Raw genomic sequence first — 12,775 nt, forward strand, 5'->3', positions numbered from 1 at the left:
ATTCAATTCGAGTATAATTTTATGTGATATAAAAGTTTAATTACCCCTACTATTGAAAACGGCCCGTTTATCCTTTAAACTTTTGGTCTGGGGTGCTAATCTGGATATAACGATTTAATCGCTTTTTTATCTAGTATATAAATTCTTAACTGTCTTTGTATTTGTCCATATACTTTATTTAACTTTCAGTTGTTGTTATTTTAGGGAGTATTCATCGGAAAAATAATGTAGATACGCAGGTGATTGTGTGAAAAAGATGTTTGCACCGGAAAGAAGAAAGCTTATTTTAGATAAATTAACTGATCAAAAACGTGTAACGATTAAAGATCTTTCAAAAGTGATTGATGTCTCTGCAGCAACATTGCGGACTGATTTATCGAAGATGGAAGAAGAAGGTTTGTTAAAAAGAACGCATGGCGGTGCTATGTTGGCAAACCAAACAGACAGCGAAACAAGCTTTTTCATCAGGGAACAGAAAAACCGTTGTGAAAAAGCGGCAATCGCACAAAAAGCTTTACAACTTCTCTCAAACGGCCAATGTATTATGCTCGATGCAAGTTCAACCGCATTGGAATTGGCTAGATTATTAAAGGAAACACCGTTACGGTTAACGGTGGTTACAAGTGGTATAAATACGGCACTCGAACTAAACTCTCATCCGAATATTACGGTGATTCTGCTGGGTGGAATCGTAAAGAAAGGTTCTGAATCGCTAGAAGGTACTCTTGGCATCAATATTTTAAATCAGATTCATATTGATATTATGTTTACTTCCGCAAACGGCTTTTCCATTGAATCCGGTTTAACGGACTTTAGTATGTATGAAGTTGAATTGAAAAAATCGATGGTCCAAGCATCGAAAAAAATAGTTGCGTTACTTGACCAAACGAAAATGAATAAAATTTCCATTGCCTCCTTTGCAACGACTGACCAAATTGATATGATTATTACTGACCACGAAATGCCCGAAGGATATAGCGAAAAACTCGCTGAACATCATGTAGATATTATTATAGCTTCCTCTGATAGCTATTAAAAAAGGTAGTTGGATTTTCCTCCAGCTACCTTTTTTTATCATTCTTTCGTCTTGCTGCAAAAAAATTCTTACCAGATTGTGTATCCACCATCGACGATAAATGACGATCCAGTAACAAATGATGAGGCTTCGGATGCTAGATAAATCGCAAGTCCACCTAGTTCATGCGGTTCGCCTAGGCATTTCATCGGAAACATATCGAGTACATGGGCAAGTTCGCCGCCCAGTTCGAAAATCAGTTTGGTCATTTCCGTTTTCATATATCCGGGTGCAATTGCGTTGACACGAATATTGTCTCCTATCCACTCGGAAGTCATAGTTTTTGTCATCATCGCTACAGCCGCTTTTGATGTATTATAGGCAGACTGTGCTTCTGTATTCGCAATGAAGGTGGACATCGAAGCGATATTGATAATCGAGCCACCCCCTGCACTTTCATCTGTTTCCCGGAATATTTGGAAACGAGAAAAACACCATTAACGTTAACATCCATCGTTTTCTTCCAGTCTTCAAAACTTTATTCTTCCACAGTTATCTTTTGACAAATTCCAGCGTTGTTGATGACAACGTTAAGTTCTGTGAACTCACTGACAATCCGATTGACCATTTCCTTCACTTGTTTTTCATTTGTAACATCTACTTTCAAGCCTAATGTTTTTCCACCAAACAAAGACAACTCATCGGCTGTTTTTTCTGCAGATACTACATCCATATCAGCAATAACGATATTAGATCCAGATTGTGCCAATGCTTCGGCCATTGCCTTACCTAGTCCCCTTGCACCTCCCGTAATAAGAGCGGTTTTCCCCTTTAAACTAAATAGATTTTTATAATCCATTATTTTAGCACCTCCATTTTTTTAGGTTATCAGAGTATGCTAATAATAGTTTCCATTTCGTCAATTGGATTTTTGTATTTTTTTACGTTTTTTCATATTCTCTTTTTCGTTTATCGAAAGCATTCTACAAGGTTTTATCCCGATTCGAATGGAACTAAAATGCTAACCAATACAAAAAGTCAGTCATTGCAATCTTGCCGGTTCTTTAGTTGTGCGGGTACCTACAACAAAAATAAATACAGACAATCCATACAATTCGATAGAGATACAATAAAGATCAGACATCAATCTTTCGCCCGATCTTCATTGTATCTCTACGTAATTAATAGCAATAGGTATAGCTTTGAAATTAACTCCACCTTACCCCCTGCTTCACACCGTACGTGAGACTTTTGTATCATCCGGCGTTCCATCTTAATCTGCTAGACTAATTTCAACCAAATTACACTACTTAGTTTCTTGCACCGCTTTAAATCGAATTGCGTGGGTGCTGTTCAATTTAAATGCCAACCTAGCAACAAAATCCCTGAATCTAGCAACGTTTTCTACGCACCTCACAACGTTTCACCAAAACCCTACAATTATCCAATTCCCAGCTCATAAATATGAAATTATAGTGTATTGTCAGAATAGCACTATGAAAAGGTACCCGTTTTCGAGAATAATACCATGCATAGGTACCCGTTTTCTATTGCTCACCAGCAAGCAGAACTGTTATATTTTACCCATTAGTTTGTGTTAAAGGAATTATAAATTGGACAGTATAGATGAGGATGGAAAAATTAATAGAAGGAAAGGTGATTTCATGGATGGAAAGTCATCGTCGGAAAACAAAAAACAACAGCAACTCGATCAGTACCGCGTAACAAATTCCGGAAAGCCATTAACGACAAATGTAGGGAGAAAAATATCAAACGATGAGGATCAATTAAAAGCCGGTGTACGCGGTCCTTCATTACGCGAGGACCAGCAGTACCTTGAAAAAATGACGCATTTTGTAAAAGAAGAGATACCGCAAAGGGTGGTTCATCCTAGAGGTTACGGGGCGCATGGGGAATTTGAATGTTATAAATCCATGAAGCATGTGACAAAAGCTGGATTTTTACAGGAAGCTGGAAAAAAGACCCCTGTATTTAACAGATTTTCTACCGTACAAGGGAGAAGTGGGTCCAAGGATACGGCAAGGGATATGCGTTGCTGGGGCGCCAAGTTTTATACTGAAGAAGGAAACTACGATCTGACAACGATTAATAATCCCGTACTTATTAATAACGACGCGATGAAGTTTCCTGATGCGATGCATGCGTATTTTAATAACATACGTGATGATATGCCAACAGCTAGTGCTGCACACGATACTTTTTGGGATTATGTCGCCAATAATCCGGAAGGTCTTCACCAGGTTCTTTGGATCATGTCTGATTATGGTATTGTAAGAAGCTACCGAATGATGCCAGCGTGGTCAATAAATACGTACCTGTTTGTTAACGCGGAAGGGACAGCAACATTTGTTCGATTTGTTTGGAAGCCTGTCCTCGGTACCCATGCCTTACTTCAGGATGAAGCACAGAAAATCGGTGGAATCGACCCCGATTACCATCGAAGGGATCTTCGAGAGGCAATCGACCGTGGGGCTTACCCTGAATATGAATTAGGTGTCCAGTTGATACCGATGGAAGATGAATTCAACTATGACTTTGATGTCCTTGACCCTACAAAGTTCTGGCCGGAAGAAGTTATACCTGTTGAACTTATTGGAAAGTTAACGTTAAATAGAAATGTGGATAATTACTTTGCGGAAACGGAGCAAGTAGCCTTTAGCCCTGGAAATGTCGTGCCAGGAATCGATTTTTCAAATGATCCCGTTCTGCAAGGAAGGTTAGCTGCATATCTACCTGCACACTATCATCGACTGGGTCCCAATTTTCAGGAACTACCTATCAATCAACCCGTCTGTCCGTTTCATAATAATCAGAGAAGAGGCGGTGCGAGGTTTCGAATCGACGTTGATCAGGTATCGTACCATAAAAATTCGCTAGCAAATAATACGCCCCACACAACTCCTCCGGAAGAAGGTGGCTATGAGCACTATCCGGAGAAAATAGAAGGCCACAAGATTAGAGGACGAAGTGAATCGTTCAACGATTATTTTACGCAACCAAGAATCTTCTGGAATAGTATGGAACCTGTTGAAAAGCAGCACTTAATTGAAGCAATTAGTTATCAACTGGGGAAAGTAAAGAGTGAATCGGTTCGCCAGCAAAGTGTCAATTTACTGGCCAACGTGGATAAGGAAATGGCTTGTGCCATTGCTGATCATGTCGGTGTCGATCACCCTAGCGGAACCCATGTCTCCGTCTCCACGAGTTACCCTTCACTTAGCCTGATGAATACACCAAAGTCCGCATCTACGCAAAAAGTAGGTGTACTGGTTGGAAATGGTTTTGACAGTAATGAGGTAACAAATCTGATTAACCTATTGGAACAACATGGAGTTTTTGTTGTCACCATTGGGGAAAGCCTTGGCACTGTTACTGGTACCGACGGCACAATACTTAAAGTCGATCAAACATGTCTTACAGCCAGCCCTTATTTGTTTGACTCACTTTATATCGTCGGAGGAAATGCTAAAAATGAAGCAAAATTCCATCAAGACGTTATGTATTTTATAAACGTGCTGTTTAAGAGTTATAAACCTATTGGTGTTGCGACAGCTGCATCGTCTCAGTTTCAAATTAGACCGGCAACCGGCATTGTTTTTGCTGAAAACAGCCAAAACTTCGGAGAGGAATTTGTCTCCGCCATCACCCAGCAACGCTTTTGGGATAGAATCTAATTAATCATCAATTATGGGGGAATAGCGTTTGTTATTCCCCTGTACTTCCAGTATGAGGAAATACCTTGATTCAAACATCATTACCCTATAAAAGACAGTTGTTGTCGTTTCAATTCGGTTCCAGGTGCTGCCATAATTTTAAGAGCACAAATGGTGTGTCAGTTTCCGATACCCAGGTATATTAAAATTAGTTTGCTTAAAAGGTTTATCCTCCCCCTCCATGGGTATAGATAGATTACAAGGCGGAACAACCGTAGGATGAACCCAGTAGACGAGTAACCTGCTGGTGATTCTGTGGATGAACTGCACAGCCTTGGCGGAAAAATTTGCTTTGCTGACGATCGGTACACTTTTCAAGAATCACGTTATGGGATTCTCAGCTTTATGTGTTAACCAAGCAGAAAGCGTTCAGTTTTTTGTTAAAGTGCAATTTGAAGACTGACTTCAGTAATGTAGATCGCGTACTAAACACCCTGCGACTGCATGGTCTAAATGGCTAATTGAGTCAGCCCTATCCAACTGCACTGCTAGGAGATAGGTAATAGTCGTCAGAAAGAATAGTTTTTTAATCGAAAAAAACGTTCAAATTTTCCGAGTGCAACCCTCTTTTTATTGGAGGAATAGAAAAAGCATGGTCCTTTAGTTTGTGGGTCATGCTTTTTCTTTATTTGTAAAAAATAAGATGCGATTACTAAGGAGGTATTCATGGATTCCTCAGCCCTCTCTGATTCCCCCAATTTCCCCATTCCCCAGTGATTAGTAGCAAATACTTTTTACCTTCATATAAATACGATTTTATTCATTTGTAGATGAGAACGTTTAGATATATAGTTAGATTTATACATTACAGAAAGTTGTGGATTACTAATGAATGATTTTTCCTTTGAATGGCCAAGAAAGAAATTGATACTGCTTGCTAGTTTATCACTTTTGTTTATCGCGGTTGGACTTATTCTTTTGGTCATCCCTTCAGACAAAGGCATCCTGATAATCATTTTAGGACGAATTACTGGCATAATAGCCATCCTTTTCGGCGGTTGGCCTTTACTCTTCGTATTGAATGTAGCGCTTACTAAAAAACCGGCATTTTCCATAACTAAGGATGGAATTATTGATCATTCGACTGTGATTGACGTAGGGTTAATACGTTGGGAAGACATAGAAGATATTATCTTCAGTTCTGGAAGTATTAAGATTTTCACATATGATCCCGCTCTTATTATTCATCGTACAAGAGGCATAAAAAGATGGTTACATACGGCAAATCAAAATTTAAAAAGTGCACAAGTAAATGTGATTTTTGATACTCTACCCTGTTCGCTAGATGAACTTAAACACGAAGTTTCCATTCACTGGAACAAAAAAAGTGAAGATTTGATTTAGTGAAGTAGGAACTCCGTAAACGATATGTGTAGTTTGCGGACGTTCTATTCCCAAAGAACGTTACACGCTATGGTAGATAAACGTAATATCTTAGACACTCTCGTCTACTATAGCGGGAAAAGTAAATAGACCTTAGCGGATAGTAGCAAAGGTCTTTGGCGGGATAGTTTATTATTTATTTCTAACTAATGAAAGACACCTAAAACCCGCCTTGAAGATACATATTATTAACCCCGCCTCATATACTTTACCAAACAATCGGTTCTTGTCAGTTACGATTGATCATGAAAGCGGGTGATGGTAATGGATGATTCAAAACCGAAGAACCCATCTCTAAAATCTACAAACAATCCAAGCTCACAAGTATGGGACTTCGCCTCGGCCCCTTTCTTGCATCCAATGAAAGTGACTGTAAATGTAAATGAACCCGGAACAGCTCCCGGTCTTATATTCGTTGCGCCCTATACATTGTATGGAACACCTATGATTGGGCAAACGGGCACACTCATTATGGACCAGGAAGGTAATCCCGTCTGGTTTAGACCACTTGATAACTACACGCAGAATCGGAATTTCAGATTACAATCCTACTTCGGGCACCCCGTTCTTACGCTATGGCAAGGAACGATATCCGGCTCACAATCTGCACATCCACCTCTTCCAATGGGAGATCCCTTACCTGGTGCTCATTTTCAAATTATCAACCAGAATTACCAAGTCATCAAAACAATTACTGCCCAAATGGGATACACGGCTGGTGTTCATGAGTTTGTTATTACAAAACGGAATACAGCTTTGTTTGCCGCCGTTAAACCCGTGCCTGCGGATTTATCGCCTTATGGGGGTCCGGTAGATGGATATATTGACAATTACGCCATTCAAGAAATCGATCTTGTGACAGGAAAGCTCGTTTTCTTTTGGGATACGCTTTCCCATGTTGACCCTGCAGATTCAATGGTTTCTATTTCTTCTGCAACATTTTCCAATGGTATTTGGGACTGTTTCCACATGAATTCAGTTGAGGATGGTCCGGATAATACAGTGCTCATCAGCATGCGTGACATGGGGGCCATTTATAAGATCGACAAAGCAACAGGAAAGATTATTTGGCAACTAGGTGGAAAACAAACTGATTTCACGTTTGGTCCAGCTGCGACATTTTCTTGGCAACATGATGCCCGTTTCAGACCGGGAGAACGAATCAGTTTGTTTGATAATTCGTGTTGTGCGTCTTCAGACTCCCCGCCTGAAGGACCGGCTCGCGGATTAATCCTTCAGCTCGATTACCAGAACATGACTGCAAAAGTGGATCGAACCTATTACCATGATCCTCTGCTAACTGTTTCACATCGTGGAAATCTTCAAGATCTTCCGGGTGGCAATCAATTTGTCGGCTGGGGAGCACGACCCTTTCTCTCTGAATTTAAAAATGCTGGCAATACAAAAGAGCATCCTTCAGTTAACTTTATCTATGATATGCAGTTTCCTGGCTCAAATTTTTCTTATCGGGCATTTAAGAATGAATGGGTGGGTTTGCCACTTTATCCGCCAAGTATTGCAGTAAATCCGGTAGGTCATGATTCGGCGAATGTCCATGCATCATGGAACGGTTCAACTGAAACTGTCGCCTGGCAGGTGCTAGCCGGTCCAACACCTAATACATTGTCCGTGGTAGTATGTAAAACCCCTCATACCGGATTTGAGACAGCCATTCATGTTGATTCAGTCGGCCCCTACTTCCAGGTGCATGCGTTGAATTCGAAGTGTGAAATCATCGGTAGGTCGTGGATTTCTTGCGGCTATTAAATTCTTTATTACTATAAAAGGGACTTCCAATTATATCGGAAGTCTCTTTTATTTATTCGTATACATTCCTTTTGAGTGGCCGAAGTTGCTTGGAGTGCAAGTACAGGAACGATAAAGCAACCGCACCTTTGATAGTATAAACTTTCGTTTGTACTATACAGGATCTTTACCCTAGTTGAGCTCCACTAAGTTCCGATGAAATTTGTTGCGCGGCCTCATATACTTTTTCAATAAAAAAACGCATGCGTTCATCGGTAATGTCGTACGCTAAAACTTCAATGCTAATCGCTCCTACCACCCGACCATCAAAGTCAAAGACTGGTGATCCAATTGCAATCGTCCCTTTCGTCTTCTCACCATAACTAATTCCATATCCCTTTTGTTTAACGCTGGCTAGTTCCTTTTTAAACTCCTCCCTCTCCAGTTTAACGGGTACTAGTCTTTCAAGAATTTCCTCAACTTCCTTATGTGGCATGTTCGCCAAAATCGATTTGTTCGCCCCTCCTATATGTAAAGGTATTCTCTCTCCAATACTGTCAAGGATTTTAACATTTCGCGGACTATCTATTCGTTCGATAATAATCGAATGGAACCCGCGCGGAAGATTTAAATAGACAGTCTCCTCCACCTCAAGTGCCAACCTTTCCAAAACGGGTCTAGTGACATCTCGAACATCTAACTTTTCAAACATTTTCAATCCTAACTCCATCCACTTATAGCCAAGCTCATAGTGTTTCGTAGCTTCAATTTGTGTAACGAGCCCATGTTGAATCAGGGACTGCGTGATTCGATATACAGTACTAATGGGGAGCCCCGTCTCCTCGGCTAATTCTGAAGCTAACCACTGTTCCTTTTCGTTCTGGGATAGCGTTTCTATAATTTGCATTGCACGGTTAATAGATTGAATCATTTCTTCATCTCCATTCTCAACTTACCAAGTTTGTATCTCTTCTATTTTTAGCGTTCCATAATTTATAGCCTATAAGCTAGAGTTTACAAGACCTCGTTAGTTGTGTAAATTACTAGAACCTTCCCGTTTTTGAATTAAGTGATTGACAACCCCTCAAAAATGAGATTAAATAAAGTTTATCAAGTCATTCCACAATGCAGAATCTATTCCGCATTGTGGAATGAAAGCGCTTTCCATACATATTTTATAGATTGAAGGGGTTGGCAATGTGGAAAACTTCACTAATTTCATAGCAAAAGCATCAAATTTCATCTGGGGGATGCCACTTATTATTCTACTTATTGGTGGGGGGTTCTTTCTTACAATTCGGCTTAACTTTTTCCAATTCCGTTATTTTCCTCATATTATGGCTCAAACATTCGGGAAAATTTTTGCCAAAAGCGATGCTCCTGGCACATTAACACCGTTCCAGGCTACAACAGCCGCACTTGCTTCAACAATGGGGGCCGCGAATATTGTTGGTGTACCTGTTGCGATTGCATTAGGGGGGCCTGGTGCAATTTTTTGGATGTGGCTTGTCGCATTAATTGGAATTGGCACGAAGTATTCAGAGGTTGTTCTCGGCATTCATTATCGCGAAAAAAATGTGAATGGCGAATACGTCGGCGGGCCCATGTATTACATAAAAAAAGGATTAGGGTGGAAAAATATTGCCTACTTCTTTGCATTTGCGTTAATGATAGAAGTTGTGGCTAGTACAATGGTTCAATCTAACTCAATAGCCGCAACATTGGATAGCTCATTTGGAATTTCTCCTTTAATGACTGGGATCTTTGTTGCAATTCTTGTTATTTTAGTTACATATGGTGGCATTAAAACGATTGGGAAAGTATCTGAAAAACTTATTCCAGTTATCGTTGTTCTTTACTTGCTAAGTGCTTTTATCGTCATTGCGGTGAACATAAAAGAAGTACCAACTGCTTTTACTCTTATTTTCGAGCATGCATTTATGCCTATCTCGGCAGCTGGTGGATTTGCTGGAGCCGGTGTAGCTGCGGCAATACGATGGGGACTGGCGCGCGGACTTTATTCAAACGAGGCTGGAATGGGAACGGCACCTATTGCCCACTCAGCTGCTATGAATGATCATCCTGCAAAGCAAGGTTTCTGGGGAATTTTTGAAGTAATTGTCGACACTTTGGTTGTTTGCACGATTACAGCACTCGTCGTTCTAACTTCTGGCGTTTGGAAAGACATCCCTACAAATGATGCATCGACGATGGTAGCAGCTTCATTTGTTCCAGTCTTTGGCGCTTCAATCGGCGGATTCATTGTTTCGGCAACGCTGTTTTTATTCGTAATTACGACGGTTGTAGTCATTATCTTCTATGGGGAAAAACAAGCAGAGTTTTTGTTTGGAACAACTTTTGCAAAGGTCATGCGTTTCGTTTACATTGCAGCGATTGTCGTTGGAGCTGTTGGTGGATTGCAATTCATTTGGCAATTTCTCGACCTTTTACTCGCAGCTGTTGTCATACCAAATGTCATTGCTGTTTTATTCTTAAATGGTAAAGTACGTGAAATCACGAAAGATTACTTTACGAACTTTTATCCTAAAGAAAAAAGAAAATAATTATTAGTAGGAGGCAACTGACATGTATCAACAAATCCATTCACTGAAAACTGAACAACAAATTGAAGCAATAGCAAAACATTTGGTTGGCATCAACAGCATCAACGGCACAAATGGAGAAGTATTAGTAGCTGAGGAACTCTATTCAATTTTAAAAACGTTTCCATACTTCCAACAAAATCCAGATCTTCTATGGATGCAATCGATCAAAAACGATCCAATTGGTCGAAAAAATGTCTTTGCGTTTGTAAAAGGAGAACTTTTTACTAAGAAAACCATTATCTATCACTCACATATTGATACCGTAGGCGTTGAAGACTTTGGCCAATTAAAAGATAAGGCTTTTTCTCCTGATGCATTGGCTGAGTTCTTTTGTTCCTATGATAATGACAAAGAAATACAAAAAGAAGCGCGCTCGGGAGATTGGATGTTTGGCCGTGGTTCGGTTGATATGAAAAGCGGCGCCGCCGTTCATATGGCGAATATTCTCCACTTCTCAGAACACCGTGAAGAACTACAAGGAAATCTTTTATTAATGCTAAATGGAGATGAAGAAAGTGAGCATCGCGGCATTATCGGTGCACTTGCTGAATTAAACCGACTTCAGGCAGAACAGGGCTTGGAGTATGTACTTGCCATTAATACAGATTTTATCACTCCTCTTTATGATGGAGATCCCCACCGTTACATTTATACTGGGGCTGCCGGTAAAATTCTTCCGTGCTTCCACATCTACGGCCGTGAAGTGCATGTAGGCGATACGTTATCGGGTATCGATCCAAACTTCATCGCTGCTAAACTTACGGAACATATTCATAATCGTTATGAATTGGCAGAAAAAATTCCTGGTGAATTGGTATTACCACCCACGTGTCTCTACCAACGTGATACGAAAGATATATACACTGTTCAAACAGCATCAAGTAGCCATCTGTATTTTAACTACTTTGTTTACGAAGATACACCCGAACAAATTCTCGAAAAATTACTTCATGAAACAAAAAAAGTGTGCTTAGAAGCTGAAACGTACTTGAAAGAACAATTTCATCAGTACATTGAATTTACAGGACTTCCAACTCGTGATCTAACATGGGATATCGAGGTAACTACGTATGAACAATACGTAAACATGTTATTGGCTAAAGGTATCAATGTACATTCCATCATTAAAAAAGCAATTCAAGAAAAAACAGCAGATGATTTCAGGGAAATAAGTTTTGAAATTGTTAGCGCCCTACAAGCCGCAGATCCGGCTAAAAAAGCTCGAGTTATTCTATTTTTTGCACCGCCTTTTTTACCACATAATTATTTAAAAGAAACAGATTCACGTGATAAACAAATACAGGACTCCATTACCGGTATCCTTCAAAAAATGGAAGTTGAAACGGGAGAGAAATTCGCATTGAAAAAGTTCTTTCCTTACCTAGCAGATGGTAGTTTCCTATCTATTCACGAGACGGAAGAGGAGCTTTCCCCGTTGCTTAATAACTTACCTGAATGGGAAACCTTCTTCCCTATTCCTTATAAGGCGATACAGAAATTGAACATCCCTTCCATCAACATGGGGGTTTACGGAAAAGACGGACATAAATGGACAGAACGTATTTATAAACCCTACTCATTTGGTGTATTGCCTCAGCTAATACAACAGACGACAGTTAAGTTGTTAGTAGAGGCTACAGAAGAAGAGCTCATGCTACCTGTATAATTTTGGTGAAAGTTATTATGGTGAATAGAAAGTAATCAACTTCATTGCGGCGATTGCTTTTTGTATGGTCTCTATAATGGTCCCGATTATGTCAGTTTACGGATTTATTTTAACGTGCCACTTAACAGAGATTGGAAGGTCAATTTTCATGGCTCACCTTAAAATAATGAGTCTAAACTTTATCGTGGCGCTTCCATCGCAGTTACTAATTGTGGGACCCATCTCACGGAAGCTATTAAACAAATATATTAAACCATCGACACAAAAGCCTGAGGCAAACGTTTAAAGATGATAACAAGGAAAAGGCATGATCCTCATTTCGAGGATTATGCTTTTTCTTTGAATTTTCATTACCGTTATAACTTCCGTTAATGACAGTACTATTATGCACGATCGCCACACCTATATAGGAAGTCCAATCTACTTCACCCCTACTACTTGCTGCTTTTTCAACTTCAAAAATCCTATCCCCGAAAGTATCGCACTTATCGAGCCAATCGCTGCGGCAATGCCGATATCGCCGAACATCATAGACGATAGGATCAATCCAATTCCACCAACAATGAGTAAAAGAATGCCAATGATTTTCATATACTACTCCCCCTTGTATTCGTTGTCAGCACCT

At 40.0% G+C, this 12,775-nt stretch carries 11 protein-coding genes; 7 read left to right on the top strand and 4 right to left on the bottom strand.

Going from position 1 to position 12,775, the window contains the following annotated elements:
- The first annotated feature begins 256 nt into the window (after positions 1-256).
- Positions 257-1,036, top strand: coding sequence for a DeoR/GlpR family DNA-binding transcription regulator (locus FILTAD_RS09155; RefSeq protein WP_203229689.1), 780 nt, complete (start codon positions 257-259; stop codon positions 1,034-1,036).
- Between the two features lie 68 nt (positions 1,037-1,104).
- Here FILTAD_RS09155 and FILTAD_RS16235 read toward each other — a convergent pair whose 3' ends face one another.
- Together FILTAD_RS16235 and FILTAD_RS16240 are read right to left on the bottom strand one after the other, a co-directional pair.
- Positions 1,105-1,434, bottom strand: a complete 330-nt coding sequence (locus FILTAD_RS16235; protein ID WP_345788896.1) for an SDR family NAD(P)-dependent oxidoreductase — start codon at positions 1,432-1,434, stop codon at positions 1,105-1,107.
- Between the two features lie 119 nt (positions 1,435-1,553).
- Positions 1,554-1,874 (bottom strand): SDR family NAD(P)-dependent oxidoreductase, encoded by a 321-nt coding sequence (locus FILTAD_RS16240; protein WP_345788897.1) that lies wholly within the window; start codon positions 1,872-1,874, stop codon positions 1,554-1,556.
- An 805-nt stretch (positions 1,875-2,679) separates the two neighbouring features.
- On the opposite strand from FILTAD_RS16240, the gene FILTAD_RS09165 reads away from it, so the two are divergent.
- From FILTAD_RS09165 to FILTAD_RS09175, 3 genes are all read left to right on the top strand, one after another.
- Positions 2,680-4,710 (top strand): catalase, encoded by a 2,031-nt coding sequence (locus FILTAD_RS09165; protein WP_124070314.1) that lies wholly within the window; start codon positions 2,680-2,682, stop codon positions 4,708-4,710.
- 867 nt (positions 4,711-5,577) lie between these two features.
- Positions 5,578-6,093: an STM3941 family protein gene (locus tag FILTAD_RS09170; RefSeq protein WP_124070316.1), complete on the top strand. Its 516-nt coding sequence runs from the start codon at positions 5,578-5,580 to the stop codon at positions 6,091-6,093.
- A 303-nt stretch (positions 6,094-6,396) separates the two neighbouring features.
- Positions 6,397-7,899 (top strand): arylsulfotransferase family protein, encoded by a 1,503-nt coding sequence (locus FILTAD_RS09175; RefSeq protein ID WP_203229686.1) that lies wholly within the window; start codon positions 6,397-6,399, stop codon positions 7,897-7,899.
- 166 nt (positions 7,900-8,065) lie between these two features.
- On the opposite strand, the gene FILTAD_RS09180 is transcribed toward FILTAD_RS09175, so the two are convergent.
- Positions 8,066-8,809: an IclR family transcriptional regulator gene (locus FILTAD_RS09180; protein WP_124070318.1), complete on the bottom strand. Its 744-nt coding sequence runs from the start codon at positions 8,807-8,809 to the stop codon at positions 8,066-8,068.
- 268 nt (positions 8,810-9,077) lie between these two features.
- Here FILTAD_RS09180 and FILTAD_RS09185 point away from each other — a divergent pair, with 268 nt between their 5' ends.
- The 3 genes from FILTAD_RS09185 (at position 9,078) to FILTAD_RS16340 (ending at position 12,436) form a co-directional block, all read left to right on the top strand.
- The gene (locus FILTAD_RS09185; protein ID WP_124070319.1) at positions 9,078-10,442 is read left to right on the top strand and encodes an alanine/glycine:cation symporter family protein; all 1,365 of its coding nucleotides are present in this window, start codon (positions 9,078-9,080) and stop codon (positions 10,440-10,442) included.
- 22 nt (positions 10,443-10,464) lie between these two features.
- A complete protein-coding gene (locus tag FILTAD_RS09190; protein WP_124070321.1) occupies positions 10,465-12,150 on the top strand; it encodes a M20/M25/M40 family metallo-hydrolase in 1,686 nt (561 codons plus the stop codon).
- 64 nt (positions 12,151-12,214) lie between these two features.
- Positions 12,215-12,436, top strand: coding sequence for a DUF2798 domain-containing protein (locus FILTAD_RS16340; RefSeq protein ID WP_486599173.1), 222 nt, complete (start codon positions 12,215-12,217; stop codon positions 12,434-12,436).
- A gap of 134 nt (positions 12,437-12,570) precedes the next feature.
- Here FILTAD_RS16340 and FILTAD_RS15975 read toward each other — a convergent pair whose 3' ends face one another.
- Positions 12,571-12,741 carry a hypothetical protein gene (locus tag FILTAD_RS15975; protein WP_203229687.1) on the bottom strand — a complete coding sequence of 57 codons (171 nt, stop codon included), beginning with the start codon at positions 12,739-12,741 and terminating at the stop codon, positions 12,571-12,573.
- Between the last annotated feature and the right edge of the window lie 34 nt (positions 12,742-12,775).

It is taken from the genome of Filibacter tadaridae (genome assembly GCF_900609045.1).
In the GTDB taxonomy this organism is placed as follows: Bacteria; Bacillota; Bacilli; order Bacillales_A; family Planococcaceae; genus Sporosarcina; species Sporosarcina tadaridae.

Coding starts and splice junctions, on each gene's coding strand:
- FILTAD_RS09155 (WP_203229689.1), top strand. CDS start 257: ATGTTTGCACCGGAAAGAAGAAAGCTTATTTTAGATAAATTAACTGAT.
- FILTAD_RS16235 (WP_345788896.1), bottom strand. CDS start 1,434: ATGTCCACCTTCATTGCGAATACAGAAGCACAGTCTGCCTATAATACA.
- FILTAD_RS16240 (WP_345788897.1), bottom strand. CDS start 1,874: ATGGATTATAAAAATCTATTTAGTTTAAAGGGGAAAACCGCTCTTATT.
- FILTAD_RS09165 (WP_124070314.1), top strand. CDS start 2,680: ATGGATGGAAAGTCATCGTCGGAAAACAAAAAACAACAGCAACTCGAT.
- FILTAD_RS09170 (WP_124070316.1), top strand. CDS start 5,578: ATGAATGATTTTTCCTTTGAATGGCCAAGAAAGAAATTGATACTGCTT.
- FILTAD_RS09175 (WP_203229686.1), top strand. CDS start 6,397: ATGGATGATTCAAAACCGAAGAACCCATCTCTAAAATCTACAAACAAT.
- FILTAD_RS09180 (WP_124070318.1), bottom strand. CDS start 8,809: ATGATTCAATCTATTAACCGTGCAATGCAAATTATAGAAACGCTATCC.
- FILTAD_RS09190 (WP_124070321.1), top strand. CDS start 10,465: ATGTATCAACAAATCCATTCACTGAAAACTGAACAACAAATTGAAGCA.
- FILTAD_RS16340 (WP_486599173.1), top strand. CDS start 12,215: ATGGTCTCTATAATGGTCCCGATTATGTCAGTTTACGGATTTATTTTA.
- FILTAD_RS15975 (WP_203229687.1), bottom strand. CDS start 12,741: ATGAAAATCATTGGCATTCTTTTACTCATTGTTGGTGGAATTGGATTG.